We start from the raw sequence: 22,939 nt of genomic DNA, 5'->3' as shown, positions 1-22,939 counted from the left end.
TCGGCGCCCGGCCGCAGCACGATCTCGTCGCCCTCGCCAAGGCGCAGGGTCTGCTCTGACGCCGTCGCCGCGAACGCTCCGGGTCGGCGGCCCCCTGGGTTCGCGCGGGGTCCATCCCGCGCGGGTCGGCGTTCACAGCCGCAGCAGGACCTTCCCGACGGCCTCGCGCCGCTTGAGGATGCCGAGCGCCGCCGCGTAGTCGGCGAGCGGGTACACGCCGTGCACCTTCGCGGTAAGTCGCCCCTCGGCCACCCAGGCGAGCAGCTGCTCCTGGTTGGCCCGGTGCGCCTCGGGCTCGCGATCCACGAAGACACCCCAGTGCACGCCCTGGATGTCGATCCCCTTGAGTAGCGCCAGGTTGAGCGGGATGCGCGGAATGTCGCCGGCCGCGAAGCCGATGACGAGATAGCGGCCCTTCCAGCCGAGGGACCGCAGGGCCGACTCGGCGTACTCGCCGCCGATCGGGTCGTAGATCACGTCGACGCCCTGCCCGTCGGTGAGCGTGCGCAGGGCCTCGCGCAGGTTGTCCGCGGCGTAGTCCACCGTGCGCGTGGCGCCGTGGGCCTGCGCGGTCGCCAACTTTTCTGGGGAGGACGCGCAGGCGATGACGCGGGCCCCCATGATCGCCCCGAGTTCCACCGCCGCGAGGCCGACCCCGCCGGAGGCGCCGAGAACCGCCAGGGTCTCACCGGGCTGCAGCCGGGCCCGGTCGCGCAGGGCGTGGAGCGAGGTACCGTAGGTGATGGTCAGCCCGGCCGCCTGCTCGTCCGAGACGCCCGCCGGCACGGGCGTGAGATGCCGGGTGGCGACCGCGATCCGCTCGCGGCAGGTGCCGAATTTCTGGTGGACGATGACGCGGTCGCCGACCGAAAAGCCCTCGGTCCCGTCGCCCAGGGCCTCGATCACGCCGCAGGCCTCGCCGCCGGGCGAGAACGGCAGGTCGGGCTTCACCTGGTAGCGCCCGGCGATGATCAGGGTGTCGAAGAAATTGAGCGCCGCGAGCGTGATGCGAACCAGCGCTTCGCCCGGCCCCGCCACCGGATCGGGCAGATCCGCAAGCTCCAGATCCTCCGGTCCCCCGAGCCGGGTGCACAGCAGCGCCTTCATGCCCAAACCTCCGCCTGAACTTCGTTCCCGGGCGCTTGCACCGGCGCGAGCGCCCGCGCAAGCGCCGGATCATCGGGTCAAGGGCGTTCGTAGGTTCCGGCGAGGCTGCCCTTGGCGAGGACACGTCCCGCCATCGCCTCCAGCAGCGCCCCCCGGCCGGGATGCTCGGGCAGGTCCAGGGCGCGGTCGAGGGCATAGGCCTGGAACAGGTAGACGTGCGGCCCGTGTCCGGTGGGCGGGTCGGGCGGCAGCCAGCCTGGCTTGAGGAAGCTGTTCTGGCCGAGGTCGAGGGCCGATTCCGGCTGGCTCGCCGCGCCCTCCGCCAGCGGCGCAACGGGATCGAGGTTCCAGGCGATCAGGTGGACGAGGGGGCTGGGCGTCGGGCTGCCGGCATCCTCGCAGAGGAGGACGACCCGCGTCGTGCCGGGCGGCAGGCCGGTCCAGGCCAGCGGCGGCGATGCGCCCGGTCCATCGGCCGTGAAGCGCGCCGGCATCGGCGTGCCATCCGCGAAGGCGAGGCTGGTGAGCGCGATGCCTTCGGGCACCTCGGCGAAGGCGGTCCGATAGGCGGTCTTGTCGAGCCCGGCCTTCAGGCCGGACAGGGCGGCGCCCACGGCGTGCGGAATCTTTTCGAGCAAGGTCGGTCTCCCACGAGCTATGCCGACCAACCGCCCATGCCCCGGAAGGTTCAGGCCGGGTGCCCGGCGCCGGCGGGGCGCTGCGCCGTGATCATGTAGTTCACCGCCGTATCCCGGCTCGCCCGCCAGGACCCGTCCAGGGGGTTGAGCACCACGCCGGTCGTGTCGGTGACGGTCAGGCCGCCGGCATTCACCGCGCGGGCGAGTTCGTCGGGGCGCACGAACTTGTCCCAGTCGTGGGTGCCCTTGGGCAGCCAGCCGAGGACGTACTCGGCTCCCACGATCGCCAGCGCGAATGAGCGCAGGGTCCGGTTGAGGGTGGCGGCGAACAGAAGGCCGCCGGGCTTCACCGCCCGAGCCGCCTGCGCCACGAAGGCCGGCATGTCGACGACGTGCTCCACGACCTCCATCGCGAGCACGATGTCGAAGCGCTCGCCCCCGGCCACCACGTCCTCGATGGTGCGGGCGCGGTAATCCACCGGCACGCCCTCCGCATCGGCGTGGGCCTGCGCGACCTTGATGTTCGTGGGCGCCGGGTCGAGCCCGGTCACCCGCGCGCCGAGGCGGGCCAGCGGCTCGGACAGCACGCCGCCGCCGCACCCGATATCCACGACGGCGAGGCCGTCCAGGGCGAAGGGGGCGTGCGGATCGCGCCCGAAATGCCGGCAGGCCGTGTCGCGGATATAGGCGAGGCGGACGGGGTTGAAGCGGTGCAGCACCCGCATCGGCCCGGCCTCGTCCCACCACGTCGCCGCGATGGCCTCGAAGCGGGCGACCTCGTCGCGGTCGATGGAGGCACCTGTGGGTCCGGTCATCGTCTCGGCATGTCTCGTGCGGGGTGGGCGCGCACCATTGTTGACACGCCCGGGCGGCCCTTGTACCCGCCGAAGCCCTGTCCGGTACAGCAGCCAAGCGACGCGGCCGGGCATGCGGGTCAAGGAAATCCGTCTCGCGGCCCGTCGAGTCCCTGGTCACGCCGAATCCCTGGCGAACGCGACGTGTCGCGGACGCGACAGGCTCCGTCTGGTGAGAACATGCCCCGTCTGGTGATGAAGTTCGGCGGTACGTCCGTCGCGAATGTCGAGCGCATCCGCAACGTGGCCGCCCACGTGGCGCGCGAGGTCGCGGCCGGCTACGACGTGGCCGTCGTGGTCTCGGCCATGTCCGGCAAGACCAACGAGCTGGTCGCCTGGGTCAAGGACGCGAACCCGATCTACGACGAGGCCGAGTACGACGCCGTGGTCGCCTCGGGCGAACTCGTCACCGCCGGCCTGCTGGCGATCGCACTCCAGAAGAACGGCATCAAGGCCCGCTCCTGGCAGGGCTGGCAGATCCCGATCCTGACCTCGGACGCCCACGGCTCCGCCCGCATCGAGGGCATCGACGGCGCCCGCCTCGATGCCGGATTCCAGCGCGGCGAGGTCGCGGTCATCGCCGGCTTCCAGGGCATGCACCAGGACACCGGCCGGGTCACCACCCTGGGCCGCGGCGGCTCCGACACCAGCGCGGTGGCCATCGCGGCCGCCATCGGCGCCGAGCGCTGCGACATCTACACCGACGTCGACGGCGTCTACACAACCGATCCCCGCGTGGTCCAGAAGGCCAAGCGCATGGAGCGCGTGACGTTCGAGGAAATGCTGGAGATGGCGTCGCTCGGCGCCAAGGTCCTGCAGGTCCGATCCGTCGAGCTCGCCATGGTCCACCGCGTGCCGACCACGGTACGCTCCTCCTTCGATCCGCCGGACAATGCCCGGCCCGGCACCCTCATCTGCGACGAGGACGACATCGTGGAACAGCAGATCATCACCGGGATCGCCTTCTCCCGGGACGAGGCGCAGATCACGCTTCGCCGCGTGAAGGACAGCCCCGGCATCGCCGCCGCCATCTTCGGGCCGCTGGCGGACGCCAACATCAACGTCGACATGATCATCCAGACCGTGTCGGGCGACCAGTCGACCACCGACATGACCTTCACGGTCCCGTCGGCCGACTACGAGCGCGCCCGCAAGATCCTCGACGCGCAGAGCGGCGCGATCGAGTTCGGCCAGATCGAGGGCGCCACCGACGTGGTGAAGGTCTCGGCCATCGGCGTCGGCATGCGCAGCCACGCCGGCGTCGCCGCCAAGGCTTTTCGCGCCCTGGCGCAGAAGGGGATCAACATCCGCGCGATCACGACCTCGGAGATCAAGTTCTCCGTGTTGATCGATGCCGCCTACACGGAGCTTGCCGTTCGCACGCTCCACTCGCTATACGGCCTCGACCAGGCCTGACGTCCCGGAGCGCGCGAACGCCAGGCGCGCCAACCGGATCCGAGGCCGAAGCCGGATCGAGGAGACCATGCCCGCTGCGCCCGGAGGCCCGCGCCTGCTTCTGCGCCGCCTCCGCGAAGCGATGGCGGAGCCGGTCAGCCCACAGGCGCGTCTCGACCGCATCGTCACGCTGATCGCCGCCAACGTGATCGCGGAGGTGTGCTCCGTCTACGTGCTCAGCGATGACAACATCCTCGAACTGTTTGCAACCGAGGGACTGAACCGCGAGGCCGTCCACCTGACCCGCCTGCGGGCGGACGAGGGCCTCGTCGGCCTCATCGCCAAGACCGCCGAGCCGCTCTCGCTCTCCGACGCCCAGTCGCACCCGGCCTTCTCCTACCGCCCGGAGACCGGCGAGGAAGCCTATCACGCCTTCCTGGGCGTGCCGCTCCTGCGCGCGGGCAACACCCTCGGCGTCCTCGTCGTCCAGAACAAGACCTACCGGGTCTATTCCGAGGAGGAGATCGAGGCGCTCCAGACCACCGCCATGGTGCTCTCGGAGATGATCGCGTCGGGCGAGTTGCAGGCGCTCGCGCCCGGTGCCGGCTCGGCCGCCCGCCGGGCGGTGAGCCAGCGCGGCGTGGCGCTGGCCGACGGCATCGGTCTCGGGCACGTGGTGCTGCACGAGCCGCGCATCGTCATCAAGCAACTCATCGCCGAGAACGTGGACCGCGAGGTCGAGCGTCTGGAGCAGGCCATCGGCGAGGTCCGCTCGGCCATCGACGATCTCGTCGAACGCGGCGACAGCATCGGCACGGGGGAATCCCGCGAGGTGCTCGAGACCGTGCGCATGTTCGCGCACGACAAGGGCTGGCTGCGCCGGATGCGCGAGGCCGTGCATTCGGGCCTCACCGCCGAGGCCGCAGTCGAGCGCGTCCAGTCGGACAACCGCGCCCGGATGATGCGCCAGAGCGACCCCTATCTCCGGGACCGCCTGCACGACCTCGACGATCTCGCCAACCGCCTGCTGCGGACCCTGATCGGCGCGGAGGGCAACGGCGCGCAGCGCGTCCTGCCCGAGAACGCGATCCTGGTGGCGCGCTCCATGGGTCCGGCCGCCCTCCTCGATTACGATCGAACCGCTCTGCGCGGCGTCGTGCTGGAGGAAGGCGGGCCGACGAGCCACATCGCCATCGTGGCCCGCGCCCTCGGCATCCCGGCGGTGGGCGAGATCGCCAACGCCACCGCGCTCTGTGATGCCGGCGACGCGATCATCGTCGACGGCGCCACGGGCGAGATTCAGGTGCGGCCCGGCCCCGAGATCGAGGCGGCCTATGCCGAGATGGTGCGCCTGCGCGCCCGCCGGCAGGAGCAGTACCGGGCGCTTCGCGACGTGCCGGCCGTCACCCTCGACGGGACCAAGATCGGCCTCCAGCTGAATGCCGGCCTCCTCATCGACCTGAGCCACCTGCACGAGACCGGGGCGGACGGCATCGGCCTGTTCCGCACCGAGCTGCAGTTCATGGTGGCCCAGCGCATGCCCTCGGCCGCCGAGCAGCAGACGCTCTACGAGGCGGTGTTCGCCGCCACCGGCGACCTGCCCGTCACGATCCGCACCCTCGACATCGGCGGCGACAAGATCCTGCCCTACATGCCGGCCCTCGAGGAGGAGAATCCGGCGCTCGGCTGGCGCGCGATCCGCATCGGCCTCGACCGGCCCGCCCTCCTCAGGGTGCAGCTGCGCGCGCTCCTGAAGGCGGCCGGCGGGCGCCCCCTCAAGATCATGTTCCCGATGGTGGCGACGGTGGACGAGTTCACCCGCGCCAAGGCCATCGTCGAGCGCGAGAAGGCGCACCTGCGCCGGCACGGCCATGCCCTGCCCAGCGACTGCAAGCTCGGTGTGATGGTGGAGGTGCCCTCCCTCCTGTTCCAGATCGACGAGATCGCGAAGGCCGCCGACTTCCTGTCGGTGGGCTCCAACGACCTCATGCAGTTCCTGTTCGCGGTGGACCGCGAGAACCGCCGCGTCGCCGACCGCTTCGACACCCTGAGCGTCCCGGCCCTGCGGGCCTTCCGCGTCATCGCCGATCGGGCGGCCGCGGCCGGCTGCCCGGCCACCGTCTGCGGCGAGATCGGCGGGCGTCCGCTGGAGGCCATGGCGCTGATCGGCCTCGGCTTCCGCCACCTCTCGATGTCGCCCGCCGCCATCGGCCCCGTGAAGGCCATGGTGCTGGGCCTCGACGCCAAGGCGGTGGCGGCGCTGATCGACACCGAACTCGCCCGTGCGGGGGACGGGGCCTCCCTCCGTCCCGCGCTGGCCGCCTTCGCGAAGGCGCACGGTGTGCCAATTTAGGTCCAGCGTGCCTATCTGAACGGGTCGTGCCGCGGCCCCGTCGTCGAACGAGGCCTCCGGCCCGACGAGCCCTTGTCCCCATGAGAGTTTCCGAAGGGCGATGACCCCAATTCCTCCCGACCGTCTCGACGCGATCCTGACGCGCCACGACATCGTCACCGCCACGCTGAGCGCCGGATCGGCCGATTCCGACACGTTCGTGCAATTGTCGCGCGAATTGTCGGAATTGGAGGGCGTCGTCGCTGCGATCCACGCCTATCGCGCCGCGGCGCGGAACCTCGCCGACATCGAGGCGCTGATCGACGAACCGGGCAGCGATTCCGAGATGCGGGCGCTGGCCGCCGACGAGAAGCCGGAGGCCGAGGCCGGGCTGGAGACCGCCCACCGCGCGCTCCAGCTCATCCTGCTGCCGAAGGACTCGGCGGACGAGAAGAGCGCCATCCTCGAAATCCGTGCCGGCACCGGCGGCGACGAGGCCGCCCTCTTCGCCGGCGATCTCTTCCGCATGTACGGCAAGTATGCCGACGCCAAGGGCTGGAAGGTCGAGGTGATCTCCGAGAGCGAGGGCACCGTCGGCGGTTATCGCGAAGTCATCGCCGAGGTGAAGGGCAAGGGCGTGTTCGCCCGCCTGAAGTTCGAGAGCGGCGCCCACCGGGTGCAGCGCGTGCCCGACACCGAGACCCAGGGGCGCATCCACACCTCCGCCGCCACCGTGGCGGTGCTGCCGGAGGCCGAGGAGGTCGACATCGTGATCAACGACGCCGACCTGAAGATCGACACCATGCGTTCGCAGGGCGCGGGCGGTCAGCACGTCAACAAGACCGAATCGGCGATTCGCATCACCCACATGCCGAGCGGCATCGTCATCTTCGTCCAGGAGGAGCGCTCGCAGCACAAGAATCGCGCCCGGGCGATGTCGCTGCTGCGCTCCAAGCTCTACGACGCCGAGCGCACCGCCAAGGACGCGGCCCGGGCCGCCGACCGCAAGTCGCAGGTCGGCTCGGGCGACCGCTCCGAGCGAATCCGCACCTACAACTTCCCCCAGGCCCGCGTCACCGACCACCGCATCAACCTGACCCTCTACAAGCTGGAAGAGGTCCTGGCCGGTGAGGCGCTCGACGAACTCGTCGACGCCCTCGTCACCGAACATCAGGCGGAATTGCTGGCGGCCGAGGGCATGGCCTGACGGCGCGGATCGCGTCCGGCATACCGACGATGCGCTTCGATCCGACACTCACCCGCAGCGCAGCCCTCAAGCAGATGACGGAGGCGTTGGCGGCGCACGGCATCCTCGGCAACGATGCCCGCTTCCTCGTCCTCGACCTGCTCGGGCTCAGCACGACCGAACTCATCCTGCACGGTGAGCGGCCGCTGGGCTCGCCCGACGCGAGCCGCCTCGAAGCGGGCCTGGCGCGGCGGGTTTCCGGCGAGCCCGTGGCGCGCATCGTCGGCGCCTGGGAGTTCTGGGGCCTGCCCTTCGGGCTCTGCGCGGAAACGCTGGTGCCCCGCGCCGACACCGAGACCCTGGTGGAGGTGGCCCTCGCCGCCCAGGCCGACCGCCGCCGCCCCTTGCGCGTCCTCGACCTCGGCACGGGGTCGGGCTGCATCCTCGTGGCACTGCTCAGCGAATTGCCGAACGCCTTCGGGATCGGGCTCGACCGCGCGCACGCGGCCCTGGTGCAGGCCCGGACCAACGCGGACCGGAACGGCGTCGGCCGGCGGGCGGCTTTCGTCCAGGCCGACTGGACGGCCGGCCTGCACGGGGCCTTCGATCTCGTCGTCTCGAACCCGCCCTACATCGCAAGCCCGGCGATCCCGGGCCTCGCCGTGGAGGTCAGGTGCCACGATCCCCTCGCCGCCCTCGACGGCGGGACCGACGGACTCGATGCGTATCGCCACATCCTACGCAGTCTGACCCTGGGACCGGCCCGCCTCGCACCGGGCGGCACCCTGGCGTTCGAGATCGGCTACGATCAGGCTGACCCCGTCCAGCGGCTGGGGCTGGAGGCCGGGTTCGGGCCGGGGCGGGTCACGCGTGACCTCGCGGGCCATGCCCGCGTCGTGTGTTTCCGTCCGGACTGAACCGGTTTGGAGACCGGGACTTGTGAGCTGGAAGCGCGAAACCTATCTAGGATTCGGTATGCGGCGCAAAAAGAGCTTGTTGCCTCGCGCATCAACCGCTAGTCTCCCGTGCAGATCGCGAACGGTCCATTAAGATGGATCGCGGTAAGGTGGGTAGCGGCTTCGTTCCGCAACGCTCTTAGACGGTCTCCCCACGATCAGGCTGGCGCGCGCAGGACGAGGCGTAGAAGCTTGGTCAACTTCGAGCCTGAGACCCGAAGGACGCCTGAACGCTCAGAGCGCTTCGGCCGAGGGACAGACGGCAAGCACGGCGAAACCGATCACGGATAAACCGGACCCGGATCACGCGGCGCCACCGACGAGCCATAGCCAAGGTGTCGTCGCCATCGCCTGGAACCGCCGCATCATCAGACGCTCCGAGACGAACGAGGGTCAATCGAGACCGATGAGACCAAACCAGAATAGACGGATGCGCGGTCGTAACCGCCCCAAGGGTCCCAATCCGCTCACGCGTTCCTACGAATCCAACGGGCCGGACGTCAAGATTCGCGGCACCGCTCAGCATATCGCCGACAAGTACGCCCAGCTTGCGCGTGATGCGCAGGCCAGTGGCGACCCGGTTGCGGCTGAGAATTACTTTCAGCACGGCGAGCATTATTTTCGGATCATCTCCGGAGCACAAGAGCAGGCCCGCCAGCAGGTCGGCGGCTATGCCCGTGGCTTCGACGATGCCGACGACGACGGCGACGATGACGGCGCCGGCGCGCCCCAGGGCTATGCCGCCTCCAGCTACGGCGCGAACGGCTACAACGACGAGTACGCCGAAACCGCACCGGCGGCCCAGCCGCAGCCCTACGAGCCACGGCAGGACACGCGTGGCGAGGCCCGCCCCGAGACGCGATCCGATGGGGCCCAGGACGGCAACCGCCAGAACCGCCGCGACCGCTTCGCCAACCGGAACGATCGCCAGCAGCGCTTCGAAAACCAGCGCGACGGATATCGCCCGGATTCGAACCGGCAAGACGGGAACCGCCAGGACGGCAACCGGCAGGATTTCGCCCGCAACGATGCCCCGCGGGGGGATTACGGTCGCCAGGATGGCAATCGCCAGGACTCCAGTCGCCAAGATTCCGGTCGCCAGGATGCCAATAGGGCGGATTTCAGTCGTCAGGAGCAGCCGCGCGCGGAGTTCCCGCGCCAGGACTATTCCCGGCAAGACCAGCCACGACAGGACCAGCCGCGACAGGACCAGCCCCGGCAGGAGTTCGGGCGCTCCGGTGCTGCTCGGGGTGAGACCCCGCGCTACGGGAACGGTCGGGCCGACAACGGCGGAAACGAGCCGAGCCGGCTCGATCAGAACGCCCTGGACGCAGGCCGTCAGGAACTTCCGCGGCAAGAGCTTCCTCGGCAAGAGCTTCCTCGGCAGGAGCAGCCGCGTCCGGTCCGCACGAACGAGGCTCCGCCCCGTCGCAGCCGCCGTCGCGACGAGCAGGAGCCGCGCGGCGCGGAGGATGTCGCCGCCCTGCCGGCCTTCCTGATGACGCCGCCGCGCCCGGTGCCCGCGGTCGAACCCGCGTCCGAGCCGGTGCCGTCGCAGTCCGCATCGAGCCCCGACTCGGACGAGGCCCCCCTGGCGCCGAAGCCCCGTCGGCGCCGTCGCGCCCGCTTCGAGGGCTCGGAAGCGCCGGAGGGGAACGAAACCTCCGGCGATGTCTCGCCCATCACCGAGTAGGCGTCTGCTCGATCGGGTACTTCAGGAAAGCCGTCCCGGTTCGGGGCGGCTTTCTCGTGTCCGGGGTCCGCACCAGTCGAGGAAGGCCATCACGCGGTGGCGCTGGCGCAGATGGCGCGCCGCCTCGCCGTAGGGCGCGAGGTCCCAGGTCCAGCAGCGGTCGGGCGTGCCGGGATCGACGCCGTGCAGGAGATCGAGCCGGTCGGTGATCCGGCCCGCGCGGTCCTCCTCCAGTTGCTCCACATCCGTGATGAGGCAGACCCGGGCGGCGAGGCGCGCCAATCCGTCGAGATGGGCGCCGACGATGCGGGCCCCGAGTTCGGCCGGAACCGGTCCCGCCCGGTCGAGGGGCAGGATCGGCAGTTGCGAGAGGACGTTCGCCGAGACCACGAAATCCACGCGGTCATTGCCGCAGAGCGCCGGCAGGGGATCGCCCCCGTTGCGCCCGCCCGTGAGGTCGGCCGTGATCAGCCGCACGTTGGGGAAGGCCCGTGCCTGCCGACGGGCCGGCCAGAGATGCACGGCATCCACGAGGTGGACCGCCTCGAAGGTCTGCGCGAGGTGGGCGAGGGGCACGTCCTGCAGGAGGCCGGACCCGAGCACCACCGCCACCCGCCGCTGCTGCAGCCCGGCGCAGGACGCGATGACCGCGGCGCGCGCCTGTTCGAGGTGGCTCGCCCAGGCCGCGCGGCAGCGCCGCGAGCGCGAGAGCAGCAGCACGCTCTCCCGCAGGTGGCGACGATGCGCCAGGGGCACCGGCGTGATCATCAGGTGGAGCAGTTCGATCAGCATGGATGTCGCTTCAAAGATTGCCCGATCGGGAACCGTGGCACGCGGCTGCCGTTGCGCTTGGGCCCTTGCGAGGGCGAACCCGTGCCTGCAATCTTCCCGGAGCGACCGTGTCGAACCTCGTCCGTATCCTACTCGCGATCTTCCTGCCCCCCGTCGCGGTCCTGATGACCAACGGCATCGGCCTGCAATTCCTGCTCAACATCCTGTTGACCATCTTCTTCGTCCTGCCGGGCACCATCCACGCCCTCTGGCTGGTGCTGCGCGAGCGCTGAGACGATGATAGCCTTCCGCCTCGCCGGGGTGCCGCGAACCGGCCCACGGCGCGATGGGATCGTGAGGTTGCGATGAGCACACGCGGGTTCACCGGGCGCAAGCCGCCGGAGGCGACGCGAGAACGCCTTCCGCCGGGGCAGTACCTGACCGACGATTTCCCGGTCCTGCAGATCGGCCCGAATCCCCGCATCGACTTGGCGGCCTGGTCGTTCACCCTGCGCGAGGGTTCGCGCCCCCTGAAGAGTTGGACCTGGGACGAGTTCAACGCGCTGCCTCGCACGCGCTGGGGCGGGGACATCCACTGCGTGACGAAGTGGTCGAAGTTCGACACCGCCTGGGAAGGCGTGAGCTTCGACGCGTTGCTCGCTGACGCGGGAATCGAAGCCCCGACCGATTTCCTGCTCGCCGAGGGCTACGACGATTACACCACCAACGTGCCGGTGACGGATCTCGCCGGCGGCAAGGGCATGGTGGCGACCCATTACGACGGCAAACCGATCCCGACCGACCATGGTGGCCCTGCCCGGCTCCTCGTGCCACACCTCTATTTCTGGAAGAGCGCCAAGTGGGTGAAGGGCCTGCGCTTCACGAAGCGCGACGAGGGCGGGTTCTGGGAAATGCGGGGCTACCATATGTACGGCGACCCCTGGCGCGAGCAGCGCTTCATCGGTGACTGATCCGGACCCGAGGCCCCTCCCCTGGCGGACCGCCACCCTCACGGCGATCCGGCCGATCACCCGGCGGGTGAAGAGCTACCGCTTCCAGGTCGGTTTCGACCGGCCGGTGCTGGCCGGTCAGCATGTCGATGTCCGGCTCACCGCCCCGGACGGCTATCAGGCTCAGCGCAGCTACTCCATCGCCTCCGCGCCCGCCGGCGACGGCACCATCGAGTTGATGATCGAGGGCCTGCCGGACGGAGAGGTCTCGGGCTTCTTCGACGCGGTGGCGGAGATCGGAGATACGATCGAGCTGCGTGGACCGATCGGCGGCGCCTTCGTTTGGCGACCGGAGGATGGCGGCCCCCTGCTCCTGGCCGGCGGTGGCTCGGGCGTGGTGCCGCTCCTGGCGATGCTGCGCCATCGCGCGGCGGCGGCGCCCGGCGTCCCGGCCCTTCTCCTCTATTCGGTGCGCGAGGCGAGCGAGGTCATCGCAGCGGAGGAGCTGGCCGTCCGTGCCCGGGACGAGCCGCATTTTCAGCTGATGCTCAACCTCACCCGCGCTGGCGGCCGTCGGGTCGACGCGGCGATGATCGCCGAGGCGCTCGAACGGCTCGGGCCGCCCCGCCACGCTTATCTCTGTGGCGGCAATCCGTTCGTCGGGGCGGTGGCGGATCTGCTCCTCGACGCCGGACTGGACCCCGCCCGCATCCACACCGAGCGCTTCGGCGGCTGATCGGCCCCCAACTTGTGCCTCTCAGGTCGCCAGCCTCGACGGGATCTGTCCGTTCGACCTCCCCGAGGCCTAAACGGCGATCAGGCGGTCGGCGACCTCCTCGGCGAGCGACAGGCTCGACGTCAGCCCAGGGCTCTCGATGCCGAAGAGATGGATCAGGCGGCCGAGCCCGTGCTCCGCCGGACCGTCGATGCGGAAATCGGCCGCCGGCTCGCCCGGGCCGGTGAGCTTGGGACGGATGCCCGCATAGTCCGGGGTCAGCACGCCCTCCGGCAGGCCGGGCCAGTAGCGACGGATGGCGCTGGCGAAACGATCGGCGCGGGCCGGATCGACCTGATAGTCCAGGGTGTCGACCCACTCGACATCCGGCCCGAAGCGCATGCGCCCGGCGAGATCGAGGGTGAGGTGGATGCCGAGGCCGCCCTCCACAGGCGCCGGATAGATCAGCCGCGCGAAGGCCGGGCGTCCCAGGCAACCGAAATAGCTGCCCTTGGCCAGGACCTGGCGCGGGATGCGCGCGGCCGGGTAGCCCTCAACCGTGCCGGCCACCGCCTGCGCGCCGAGGCCGGCGGCGTTGACCACGGCATCGAACGGCAGGGCTTCACCGTTGACCGCGACGCGCCATCCATCTGGGGCCTGCGCGATATGCGCGACCCGGCTGTTGAAGGCGACGGCCCCGCCGGCATCTTCGAGATCGCCCTGAAGGGCGAGCATCAGGGCGTGGCTATCGACGATGCCGGTGGCGGGCGAATGGAGAGCGGCGACGCAGGCGAGGTTCGGCTCGAGCGCCCTCGCCTCGGATCCGTCCAGCATGACGAGGCCCGGAACGCCGTTGGCCTCGCCCCGCGCGGCGATCGCGGCGATCGCCTCACGCTCCGAATCGTTCGTGGCGACGATGAGCTTGCCGCAGCGCCGGTGCGGCACGCCGTGGCTCTCGCAGAAGGCGTAGAGCAGGGCAGCCCCGGCGACGCAGTGGCGCGCGCGCGCGGATCCGGCCGGATAGTACATCCCGGCATGGATCACCTCGGAGTTGCGGGCCGAGACGCCCGTTCCGATCGCGCCTTCGGATTCGGCGACGATGACCGAATGCCCCCGGCGCGCGAGCGCACGGGCCGTGGCGAGTCCGACGATTCCGGCACCGACGACGAGGATATCCATCGCCGGAGAGATGAGCACGAGGGCGAGGCGGAAGACAACTGTCCGAATCATAGGCCGCACCAAGCGCGGGCCGCGTGCCCGCGATGCCGACCGTGGACAACGCCCACACCCTCGCTTTGCCTTGCGAAACCACGCCATCTCGGGTGGCGGACCCGCCGCGCCCGCCATCGCGGGTTCGGCATGCCCGGTGGGCGAGGGTCGCGCATGCATGCGCGGTCATGGCGCTGCGTCGAAGTTCCGGCTACAAGGGCGTCCATCCGTAACCGTTCGAGGCCGGAAACACGTCGGTTCGGAGGATCGCGCCCCTGGGCGCATCCCTCCCCGGCGGGTTCTTCGCCTGCATGCCCGCTAAGGCTTCCGTCACAGTGCCCTTCCCGACCCTGCCGGCCCCGCTCGCACGAGCGCTGACCGCGCGCGACTATGAAGACCCGACGCCCGTCCAGAGCGCCGTCATCGAGGCGGCCGCGCAGGGGCGCGATCTCCTCGTCTCGGCCCAGACCGGCTCGGGCAAGACCGTGGCCTACGGCCTCGCCTTCGCCGAGACCCTCCTCGACGGCGCCGAGCGTTTCGGCCCCGCCGGCGCGCCGCTGGCCCTCGTCATCGCCCCGACGCGCGAACTGGCGCTGCAGGTCGAGCGCGAACTGTCCTGGCTCTACGCGGAGACCGGCGCCCGCGTCATCTCCTGCGTCGGCGGCATGGACCCCCGGCGCGAGAGCCGGCAGCTCAACGACGGCGCCCACATCGTCGTCGGCACCCCGGGCCGCCTGCGCGACCATCTGGAGCGGCGCAACCTCGCGACGCAGGACTTGCGCGCCGTCGTCCTCGACGAGGCCGACGAGATGCTCGACCTAGGCTTCCGCGACGACCTTGAGTTCATCCTGTCGGTGACTCCCAAGGAGCGCCGCACCCTGCTGTTCTCTGCGACCCTGCCGAAGGCCATCGCGACCCTGGCCGAGCGCTATCAGAACGATGCGCTCCGCATCGCCGTGAAGGGCCAGGAGCGCGGCCACGCGGACATCACCTACAAGGCCATCCGCGTGGTGCCGCGCGAGTTGGAGCACGTGGTGGTCAACACCCTGCGCTTCATGGATGCGCCGACCGCGATCATCTTCTGCAACACCCGCAACGCCGTGCGCCACCTCCAGGCGGTGCTGACCGAGCGCGGGTTCTCGGCCGTGGCCCTGTCGGGCGAGCTCGGCCAGGGCGAGCGCAACGCCGCCCTACAGGCGTTGCGCGACGGCCGGGCCAAAGTCTGCGTCGCCACCGACGTCGCCGCCCGCGGCATCGATCTGCCGACCGTCAGCCTCGTCATCCACGCCGACCTGCCGCACGACGCGGAGGTGCTGCAGCATCGCTCCGGCCGCACCGGCCGGGCCGGTCGCAAGGGCACCAGCCTCCTGCTCATTCCGGCCTCGAAGCGGCGCCGGGCCGAGCAGATGCTGATGATCGCCAAGGTCTCGTTCGAATGGGCCGGTCCGCCCACCGCCGACGAGATCCGCCGCCTCGACGGCGAGCGCATGTGGCAGGACCCGATCTTCACCGAGGAGCCGGCCGAGGAAGACATCGCCATGGCCGAGACCCTGATGGCGCAGCGCACGCCCCAGGAACTCGCCGCCGCGCTCGCCCGGATCTACCGCTCGCGCCTGCCGTCGCCCGAGGACGTCACCGACCCGGGTGCCGGTCCCGAGCGCAAGACGCGCCCGGTCTACGACCCCGCCGATGTGGACCGGATCGACGCTCAGGGCCCGGCCGTATGGTTCCGGCTCAACCTCGGCCGGCGCGACAACGCCGATCCGCGCCGCCTGCTGCCGATGCTGACCCGGCGCGGCAATATCGGCCGCCAGGAGATCGGCGCGATCCGCATCTTCGATCGCGAGACCAAGTTCGAGGTGCGCGGCGGCGCGGCCTCGCGCTTCGCGCAGACCTTCGCCAAGAACGGTTCGCCCGAAATCCAGGTTGAGCCCCTGCTCGACGGCGAGCCGGCGCGCGAAGAGGCGGGGCCGAAGGGCTTCAAGAGCCCGCGCGGCGCACGCCACGAGCGCGAGATCGCCAAGAGGCCCCGCGCCAGCCGGGCGAAGTAACGCGCCAGGTAATCTAACGCGTCAGTCGATCGGGGCGCCGGACGGCGCCCCGGTTCAGAAGCTGTTGGGCAAGTTCTTCACGGCGTTGCCGAGGGCCTCGACCCCTTCCGCGATCTTGCGCCCGGCGGGCGCCAGGGACGGCACCTTCATCCCGAACACTTCCGTGTGCTCCGCCTCGGCCTCCGCCGGAGGCTCGGGCGGAGCGGCGGCGGCGGCGACCTTCGCGGGAACCGGCTTGACGGCCGCCGGCTTGGCATGGGCCGCCGGTGTGGGGGCAACGCGCTTTGCAGGCGCCTCGCGCTCGCTGGTCAGGGCCGTGAAGGTTCCGCTGGTGGCCCGTGAGCGGGTGGTTTCGTTGGGCGACGGCGGGATCAGCGTCGCGGTTCGGGCAGCCGGCACCAAGTCGGCGGGCCGGGCCGGCGGCAGGACCGCTGCATTCTCGATCGGCGGAAGGCGCGCGGGCTTCGGAGTCGCCGCGGCCTCGATCCGCTTCTGGGAAGCGGGCGCCTCCGGCGTGACGGCGGCGGGCGTGATTGCCGGCTGGGCCACGGCGGCCTGTATCGAAGGCGGCGTCGCCGTGATCTTCGCGTCGGCCGGTACCGTCCCGGTGACGGACGCCGGGGTATCGGCCTTGGCCTTATCGGACTTCTGATCGACGACCTTCACAGGCTCGACCCTGGCGGGCGCCAGCGCCGGAACGCCGTCGCGCAGGTCCGGCCACTCGGAGGCCTTCTGCGCCGTGGCGGCGGATTGGAGGGTCGGACGGGTGTATTGCGGCCCGGCCAGCCCGCCGAGCATCGAGGAGGACAGGGCGGCAAAGCCTGCCAGGCCGAGCACGCCGAGGCCCGACAGGAGCACGACGCGCAGGTGGGGGCGGGAAGGACGCGACGCCGGCACGGCCGGGCTTCGGGTCTCGGAGGGGTCGATCGTCACGGGCATCATCGGTTGAGACATCTCGGACGCTGGAAACCGTTTGGATTGACCGTTGCGGGTCGATCACGCCGCGCCGTCCGGTTCCGGGCTATGCGAGGCCATCCCGGGGCGGATGCTCGGCGTGTCATGAGAAAGGCCGCGCATTGGGGCATGAAGATGTCATCGCGGCGTCATCAGGTCATCGGCGGTCCTGACGGGCCGCGAATCTGAATAAACCCCACAGCTTTAACGAGACGTATCGTCGATCGACTTTCCCGCGCCGCGCATCGTCGCCATCGCGTCGGCCTGCACCCGGACCACCCGCGCCACGTTTCGCTCCCGCCGCGTCGCTGATCCCGCATCGAGAACCCCACCGGCCGCGAGACGCGCCTTGAGGGCGACGAGGTCCGGGTCGCCCCAGCGGCGGTGGAGCGCCTGGAAGCGCCGGTGCCGCGCGTGGTCGAAGGCCCGCGGGAGCCGGTCGGCATCGCGGCAGGGATGGGCCGGGTGGAGGATGGCGACAGGCATCAACCCGTCAGGGATCGATGCCGTCGCGGCGTGGGTCCGGCCGAGGGCGAGAACGCGGGGCGCCAGGAAGGCGCGTGGCCCCGGCACCGTGGGCTCGGCGCCCGCGAAAACCTCGATGCGCCCGAGTGGGGTCACCACGACGACATCGACGGCGCGGCGCGTGACCATATCGAGGACGGGCGCGGCGGGATCGAAGGCGTGAAGGCCGACCGCGCGGCGCAGATCCGAGCAAGCCTCCGGGTCGGACGTGCGCAGCACGAATCGGCCCTGGTGCGATCCAAGGCCGAGGTCGAACATGGGATCCCCACGATTTTCGGGGCGGACCGCATCGCCGTCCGGCTCGCTTTCCGTGAGCACGCCGTGGTTTGGCGGGCCGTGCGCGGCGGGAAGGCAGAGGGCGACCGCATGGCTCCAGCCCCCGTGGAAGGCGGTTTCGTAGGCGACCGGGATGGCGGCGCGGGGATCGAGCATGATCGCGCCGCGCGCCGTCACCAGGCCCGGTCGCGGGCCCACGATCCGCGAGCCCGGCTCCGCATGTCCACGGCCGAACTCGGCCAGGGCGCCGAAGCCGCCGAGGCTCCAGGTCGCCTCGGGATCGGCGAGCCCGTCCGCGACGAGGGCCGCCACAGCCTCCGTCGCCGCGTTCTCGGGCCTCATGGAGTCGCCATCCCGAGGTGCCCGGGGCAATCGGCGCCCCCCTGCCATCCCGTGTCGCTTCGGCTAGAAGCGAGGGCGCGCACCCTGACCATTCCGGCGCTTCCGCTCACGGTCCGATGTCCCAGAACCCAGCCCCCATGGCCGCCCGCCCCCCCTGGCGCGGGCCCGCGCGCCGCACGCCGGAGCCTGCCCGCGCGGGATGGGCGAGCTGGCTGAACTGGTCCTCCTGGCCCACCCGCGCGCGGATGATCGCCCTCGTCCTCGCCATCGACGTCCTCGCCGCCCTGGTGTCCTGCGCGGTCATCGTGCTGAACGCCCGCTCCGCCGTCGAGGTCGAGATGCAGGCGGCCATGTCCAATGTCGAGCTTCTGGTCTCGGACACCATCGATCTGGCCCAGAACGAGGCGCCCTCCGGCATCCTGCAGACCCTGAACCTGCGCATCCACGACCTCCGGCACGTCCGCGTCACGGTGCTGGACGCCTCGGGCAAGGTCGTCCCGAGCGGCTTCGGACGTCTGCGGCGCGACCAGCACGTCTCGCCGGACTGGTTCGCCGTCCTGATCGCGCCATCGATCCGCGAGCACGACCTGCCGATCGTCGCCCGGGGCGCGCGGATCGGGACCGCGCGCATCACCACCCAGCCGCGCGACGAGATCGACGAGGTCTGGGGCTACGCGGTCTCGCTCTCGCTGACGAGCTTCAGCCTCAGCCTCGGCCTGCTCATCGCGCTCACCGTCGCCTTCGGCCGGGTCCTGGCCCCCCTCACCCGCCTCGCCGACGGCCTGACCCAGCTGGAGCGGCAGGATTACACCGCCCGCCTCGAACCGCCCGCCTCTCGGGAACTCGCCATCATCGCCAAGCGCTTCAACAGCGTGGCCCAGGCCCTGGCCGAGACGCGGGCCGCCAACGGTCGGCTCAACCGGCAGCTCCTCAGCGCGCAGGACGACGAGCGCCGCCGCACAGCCCTCGAGCTGCACGACGAGTTCGGTCCGTGCCTGTTCGCCCTGGAGGCCAATGCCGCTTCGGTGATCCGCATGGCCGAGGCCGAGGCACCGCCCGATCGCGAGCGCCTGAAGCAGCGCGCCCAGGAGATCGCCAGCATCGTCGGCCAGGTCCAGGTCCAGAATCGCGACCTTCTCAACCGGCTGCGACCGCACGCCCTCGGCCAGGTGCCGCTGGCCGACTGCCTCGAACTGCTGCTGCGCGATTTCAGGCGGCGGCACGCGGGTACGCGCTTTGCCGGCAGCTTCGACGGGCTCGCGCGCGGCTACGGCGACGTGACCGACCTCACCGTGTTCCGCTGCATCCAGGAGAGCATGACCAACGCCGTGCGCCATGGCCGGGCCTCGAACGTCACGGTGCGGGCGCAGGACGAGGCCGAGCCGGGCGCGGCAAGTGGGCGCGCCCTCCGGATCACGATCCGCGACGACGGGGCGGGCGTGCCCGAGGATCACGGCCTCGGCCTCGGTCTGTCGGGGATGCGCGAGCGGGTGGAGGCGCTCGGGGGCACCTTCGGGCTTGACAACGGGCAGCCCGGCGCGGTTGTCCGGATCATGATCCCGCTCGACCGCGAGCCGGACACGGACACGAGCTCGAACGCACGCGCATGAACGCGATCGCCCTGAAGACCGAGGCTTTCAAGACCGAGGCACTCGCCCTCGTCATCGACGACCATCCCATCGTGCTCCAGGGCTGCCGCCGGGTGCTGGAGGACGCGGGCATCGAGCGCATCGCCGAGGCGACCAGCGTGGTGGCGGGCTATCGCATGTTCCTGCGCCTGCGCCCCGGAACGGTGATCTGCGACCTCACCTTCCAGGGCAGCGGCCTCGCGGGCCTGCACCTGATCCGGCGCATGCGGGACGTGAACCCGGCGGCGCGCATCCTCGTCTTCAGCATGCACAACGACCCGGTGATCGTGTCGCGCGCCCTCGAGGCGGGGGCGCTCGGCTACGTGCTCAAGGACCACGCCTCCGGCGAGCTGTTCGAGGCCTTCGAGCGCGTCCGCGCCGGCCAGCCCTATCTCGACCGGCGCCTCGCCACCGAGGTTGCGATGCTGCGCACCGACCCCAAGCGCACCCCCGAGACGCAGTTGACGCCGCGCGAGCTGCAGATCCTGCAGCGGCTGGCCCAGGGCAAGTCCTACGGCACCATCGCGAGCGACCTGTCGGTGAGCTACAAGACCGTGACGAACGCCTGCTCGCTGATGCGCCAGAAGCTCGGGGTGCGCACGCTCGCCGAACTGATCCACGTGGCGGTGACGCAGGCGCAACGGCAGGGCTGAGGCGTCAGCCGAGTCCGCCCATCGCGCGGACGATGGCCCACTCGTCCGCGGTCACCGGCTGCACGGAGAGCCTCGAATTGTTGGCGAGCACCATCGCGGACAGGCGCGGCTCGGCCTTGATCGCCTCCAGGGTCACGGGCAGGGGCAGCGCCTCGACGGCAGCCAAGTCCACCATGCCGAAGCGGCCGGTCTCGTCGCTGTCGTCCGGGTAGTAGGGGCGGATCACCTCGACGATGCCGACCACCGCCTTGCCCTCGTTCGAGTGGTAGAAGAAACCCCGCTCGCCGACCTCCATGGCCATAAGGTGCTTCTTGGCGACGTGGTTGCGCACGCCGTTCCAGTGCGTGCCTGCCGCCCCCGCCGCCACCTGCTGGTCCCACGACCAGGTCGAAGGCTCGGATTTGTAGAGCCAGTGGGCCATGCGCGTCTCCCGGAAAACGCGCACTCTCTAGCACCGGAGAAGCGTGGCCGTCAGGCCCCGCGAAGCGCGGAATCCCAGTAGTGCAGGCTCGTGGCGTTGACCGGTCCGCCGGCCTTGGCGTTGCGCGCCGTGACGAAGGCGTGGAACTCGGCGGCCGGCTCGGGTCCGAGGAGGTCGGACAGGGCGGAGAGGATGCGGGTGATGCGCAGATGGTTGTGGTCGTGGGCACGCAGCCAGCCGTCGGTCTCGGCATAGAAGCGGGTCATCCGCCCGAGCGCGGCGCGCAGGCCCGAGAGGGCGGCGGAATCGGACCGGATCGCCTCGGCCTCGGCGCGGGACAGGACCGGCGCGCCCGGCACCGCGAAGCTCGCCTCGTGGAGGGGAAAGCACCACTGGATGAAGTCGTGCACACCCTCGATATGGGGGTCGTCATACGCGAGGATGTCCTTGAGGACACGTCCGGCCCCGTCGCGGCCGGTGCCTGCGAGGAAAGCCTGGATCGGGTACTGGCTCATTCGGCCTCCCCCCTCAGGGGCCGCGCCAGCAGGGCGGCGACGACCGAATCGACGCTGGCGCCGCCGGACACGATGGAGGCCACCGCTTCCGCCACCGGCATCTCGACGCCCCGGGCCCGGGCGAGGTCCACCAGGGCGGCGGCCGTGAAGGCCCCCTCCGCGAGCTTGCCGCCGGCGGCCTCCTCCGGCGAGGCCCCGGCCCCGAGGCGCTGACCGAAGGCGAAGTTGCGCGATTGCGGCGACGAGGCGGTCAGCACCAGGTCGCCGAGGCCCGACAGCCCCATCAGGGTCTCGGGCCGCCCGCCATAGGCGCGGGCGAAGCGCATGAGCTCGGCGAAGGCCCGGGCGATCAGGGCGGCGCGCGCGCTCTCGCCGAGGCCGCGCCCGGCCACGATGCCCGACGCGATGGCGAGCACGTTCTTTCCGGCCCCCCCGATCTCGACGCCGCGCACGTCGTCGGTGTGGTAGACCCGCAGGGCCGGACCCGAGAGGGTGGTGGCGAGGCGAGCGGCGAGACCCGCATCGGCCGCCGCCAGCGTGACCGCGGTGGGCAGGTTGCGGGCGACATCGGCCGCGAAGCTCGGCCCGGACAGCACCGCCACGGGCGCCGAAGGGCCCAGCCTCTCCCTGGCGACGTCGCTCATGAAGGCGTCGCTGCCGCTCTCGATCCCCTTGGCGCAGAGCACGATGGCCGCCCCCGGCGCGAAGGCGGGCGCGAGATCGCCGAGCACGCCCCGCAGGGTCTGGGCCGGGACCACCATCAGCAGGGTGCCGGCCGCCGTCAGCGCACCGGCCTCTGCGGTCGCGGTGATGCGATGGTGGAGCGGCACGCCGGGGAGGTAGCGCGCGTTCTCCCGCGTCCTCTCCAGGCGCTCGGCCGCCGCCCCGTCGCGCAGCCACAGGACGACGTCGTGCCCGGCCGCCGCCGCCGCGTTGGCGAGCGCCGTGCCCCAGGCGCCCCCGCCGACGACCCCGATTCGCGTGGCCGGACTGCTCATGCTGGTCACGCGCCAGACCTCTCGCTTGCGAAGGATTCCGCCGACAGACGATACAGGAGATGCGCCCGCAGGGGATGCCCCGGCGGCAGGGCAGGATGCGAAAAGCGCTCCGCGGCGCGCATGCCGAGGCGCTCCATCACCCGGCGCGAGGGCGCGTTGACCTCGGCCGTGAAGGCGATCACCTCGGTGAGGCCGCAGCGGCCGAACAGGTCGCCGAGGGCGCGCTCGGCCGCCCACGTGGCGACGCCGCGACCCCAGGCCGCGCGGGCGAGGCGCCAGACGATCTCGACGGATTCGCCGGGCCGCTCCCCGCCCGCGAAGGGCATGACCCGCATCAGGCGCGCGCCGCCGACCAGGCCGGCGAAGCCCAACCCGGCCGCCTCGACCGCCCACGGGCCGAAGCCGTCCACCGCGAAGCGCCGCTCGCAGGCCCGCGCCTCGGCCCGGTTCGCATCCGCGTCCCGGATTGCCGGGAAATGGCGCATGACCTCCGGATCGGCGTTGAGGGCCGCGAGGCCATCGGCATCGTCCGGCCGCCAGCGACGCAGCACGCGGTCCCCGTCGCCCAGACGCTCCGGCAGTGCGGTCTGGGCGGGGGCCCGCAGCTTGCCACGCAGAGCCAGCGAGCGTCGGTTCAGGGCTGCGAGGTCGGCCTGCCCGGCGAGCACCGCCTCGCCGAGGCCGATGGCGCATGCGAGCTGATCCGGCGACAGGTTCGCCCAGGCGGGTGCCGCGACGGTTTCGCGCCAGGGCGCGCCACAGGTGTTGTC

Annotated in this window: 22 protein-coding genes; 11 read left to right on the top strand and 11 right to left on the bottom strand. The window is 71.2% G+C overall.

The features are described from left to right. Positions 1-132: 132 nt before the first annotated feature. The 3 genes from K2X24_RS18865 to ubiG all read right to left on the bottom strand — a co-directional run bounded on the left by K2X24_RS18865 (position 133) and on the right by ubiG (position 2,560). Positions 133-1,107 carry an NADPH:quinone oxidoreductase family protein gene (locus tag K2X24_RS18865; protein ID WP_292499998.1) on the bottom strand — a complete coding sequence of 325 codons (975 nt, stop codon included), beginning with the start codon at positions 1,105-1,107 and terminating at the stop codon, positions 133-135. A gap of 77 nt (positions 1,108-1,184) precedes the next feature. Beyond that, the gene (locus K2X24_RS18860; RefSeq protein ID WP_292499996.1) at positions 1,185-1,745 is read right to left on the bottom strand and encodes a YbhB/YbcL family Raf kinase inhibitor-like protein; all 561 of its coding nucleotides are present in this window, start codon (positions 1,743-1,745) and stop codon (positions 1,185-1,187) included. 50 nt (positions 1,746-1,795) lie between these two features. Beyond that, positions 1,796-2,560, bottom strand: a complete 765-nt coding sequence (ubiG, locus tag K2X24_RS18855; RefSeq protein ID WP_292499994.1) for a bifunctional 2-polyprenyl-6-hydroxyphenol methylase/3-demethylubiquinol 3-O-methyltransferase UbiG — start codon at positions 2,558-2,560, stop codon at positions 1,796-1,798. 219 nt (positions 2,561-2,779) lie between these two features. Between ubiG and K2X24_RS18850 the strand changes: the two genes are divergently transcribed. The 5 genes from K2X24_RS18850 to K2X24_RS18830 all read left to right on the top strand — a co-directional run bounded on the left by K2X24_RS18850 (position 2,780) and on the right by K2X24_RS18830 (position 10,161). After that, positions 2,780-4,015, top strand: coding sequence for an aspartate kinase (locus K2X24_RS18850; RefSeq protein WP_292499992.1), 1,236 nt, complete (start codon positions 2,780-2,782; stop codon positions 4,013-4,015). 67 nt (positions 4,016-4,082) lie between these two features. After that, complete coding sequence (gene ptsP / locus K2X24_RS18845) at positions 4,083-6,347, top strand: phosphoenolpyruvate--protein phosphotransferase (protein WP_292499990.1); 2,265 nt, start codon at positions 4,083-4,085, stop codon at positions 6,345-6,347. Between the two features lie 100 nt (positions 6,348-6,447). Then, positions 6,448-7,533, top strand: coding sequence for a peptide chain release factor 1 (gene prfA / locus K2X24_RS18840; protein ID WP_292499988.1), 1,086 nt, complete (start codon positions 6,448-6,450; stop codon positions 7,531-7,533). Positions 7,534-7,562: 29 nt separating this feature from the next. Then, a complete protein-coding gene (gene prmC / locus K2X24_RS18835) occupies positions 7,563-8,429 on the top strand; it encodes a peptide chain release factor N(5)-glutamine methyltransferase (protein ID WP_292499986.1) in 867 nt (288 codons plus the stop codon). A gap of 469 nt (positions 8,430-8,898) precedes the next feature. After that, positions 8,899-10,161, top strand: coding sequence for a DUF4167 domain-containing protein (locus K2X24_RS18830; protein WP_292499984.1), 1,263 nt, complete (start codon positions 8,899-8,901; stop codon positions 10,159-10,161). A 21-nt stretch (positions 10,162-10,182) separates the two neighbouring features. Here the strand turns inward: K2X24_RS18830 and K2X24_RS18825 are convergent, their stop codons facing one another. After that, positions 10,183-10,953 carry a hypothetical protein gene (locus K2X24_RS18825; protein ID WP_292499982.1) on the bottom strand — a complete coding sequence of 257 codons (771 nt, stop codon included), beginning with the start codon at positions 10,951-10,953 and terminating at the stop codon, positions 10,183-10,185. A 107-nt stretch (positions 10,954-11,060) separates the two neighbouring features. On the opposite strand from K2X24_RS18825, the gene K2X24_RS18820 reads away from it, so the two are divergent. From K2X24_RS18820 to K2X24_RS18810, 3 genes are all read left to right on the top strand, one after another. Then, positions 11,061-11,225, top strand: coding sequence for a YqaE/Pmp3 family membrane protein (locus K2X24_RS18820; RefSeq protein WP_238276442.1), 165 nt, complete (start codon positions 11,061-11,063; stop codon positions 11,223-11,225). Positions 11,226-11,297: 72 nt separating this feature from the next. Beyond that, entirely contained in the window at positions 11,298-11,903 is a 606-nt protein-coding gene (locus K2X24_RS18815; protein WP_292499979.1) for a sulfite oxidase-like oxidoreductase, read from the top strand. Further along, complete coding sequence (locus K2X24_RS18810) at positions 11,896-12,618, top strand: FAD-binding oxidoreductase (protein ID WP_292499978.1); 723 nt, start codon at positions 11,896-11,898, stop codon at positions 12,616-12,618. Before K2X24_RS18815 ends, K2X24_RS18810 begins: the two co-directional genes overlap by 8 nt. A 69-nt stretch (positions 12,619-12,687) precedes the next feature. On the opposite strand, the gene K2X24_RS18805 is transcribed toward K2X24_RS18810, so the two are convergent. Then, positions 12,688-13,776: an NAD(P)/FAD-dependent oxidoreductase gene (locus K2X24_RS18805; RefSeq protein ID WP_292500001.1), complete on the bottom strand. Its 1,089-nt coding sequence runs from the start codon at positions 13,774-13,776 to the stop codon at positions 12,688-12,690. Positions 13,777-14,141: 365 nt separating this feature from the next. On the opposite strand from K2X24_RS18805, the gene K2X24_RS18800 reads away from it, so the two are divergent. Further along, entirely contained in the window at positions 14,142-15,857 is a 1,716-nt protein-coding gene (locus tag K2X24_RS18800; RefSeq protein WP_292499999.1) for a DEAD/DEAH box helicase, read from the top strand. 54 nt (positions 15,858-15,911) lie between these two features. Here the strand turns inward: K2X24_RS18800 and K2X24_RS18795 are convergent, their stop codons facing one another. After that, entirely contained in the window at positions 15,912-16,799 is an 888-nt protein-coding gene (locus K2X24_RS18795) for a hypothetical protein (protein ID WP_292499976.1), read from the bottom strand. A 216-nt stretch (positions 16,800-17,015) separates the two neighbouring features. Beyond that, on the bottom strand, positions 17,016-17,954 hold the full coding sequence (locus K2X24_RS18790) for a hypothetical protein (protein ID WP_292499974.1): 939 nt from the start codon (positions 17,952-17,954) through the stop codon (positions 17,016-17,018). Between the two features lie 137 nt (positions 17,955-18,091). Between K2X24_RS18790 and K2X24_RS18785 the strand changes: the two genes are divergently transcribed. Together K2X24_RS18785 and K2X24_RS18780 are read left to right on the top strand one after the other, a co-directional pair. Beyond that, a complete protein-coding gene (locus tag K2X24_RS18785) occupies positions 18,092-19,564 on the top strand; it encodes an ATP-binding protein (RefSeq protein ID WP_292499972.1) in 1,473 nt (490 codons plus the stop codon). Continuing rightward, on the top strand, positions 19,561-20,235 hold the full coding sequence (locus K2X24_RS18780; protein WP_292499970.1) for a response regulator transcription factor: 675 nt from the start codon (positions 19,561-19,563) through the stop codon (positions 20,233-20,235). The genes K2X24_RS18785 and K2X24_RS18780 overlap by 4 nt, the downstream gene beginning before the upstream one ends. 4 nt (positions 20,236-20,239) lie before the next feature. Here K2X24_RS18780 and K2X24_RS18775 read toward each other — a convergent pair whose 3' ends face one another. The 4 genes from K2X24_RS18775 to K2X24_RS18760 all read right to left on the bottom strand — a co-directional run. Then, positions 20,240-20,656, bottom strand: coding sequence for an EVE domain-containing protein (locus K2X24_RS18775; protein ID WP_292499969.1), 417 nt, complete (start codon positions 20,654-20,656; stop codon positions 20,240-20,242). A gap of 50 nt (positions 20,657-20,706) precedes the next feature. After that, positions 20,707-21,171 carry an opioid growth factor receptor-related protein gene (locus K2X24_RS18770; protein WP_292499968.1) on the bottom strand — a complete coding sequence of 155 codons (465 nt, stop codon included), beginning with the start codon at positions 21,169-21,171 and terminating at the stop codon, positions 20,707-20,709. Beyond that, complete coding sequence (locus K2X24_RS18765) at positions 21,168-22,169, bottom strand: NAD(P)H-dependent glycerol-3-phosphate dehydrogenase (RefSeq protein ID WP_292499967.1); 1,002 nt, start codon at positions 22,167-22,169, stop codon at positions 21,168-21,170. Before K2X24_RS18765 ends, K2X24_RS18770 begins: the two co-directional genes overlap by 4 nt. A gap of 5 nt (positions 22,170-22,174) precedes the next feature. Then, positions 22,175-22,939: GNAT family N-acetyltransferase (locus tag K2X24_RS18760; protein WP_292499965.1), on the bottom strand; the 765-nt coding region annotated here is incomplete at its 5' end.

This window comes from Methylobacterium sp. (assembly GCF_019750675.1).
GTDB lineage: Bacteria > Pseudomonadota > Alphaproteobacteria > Rhizobiales > Beijerinckiaceae > Methylobacterium.
This window is presented reverse-complemented; position numbering and strand designations above follow the sequence as displayed.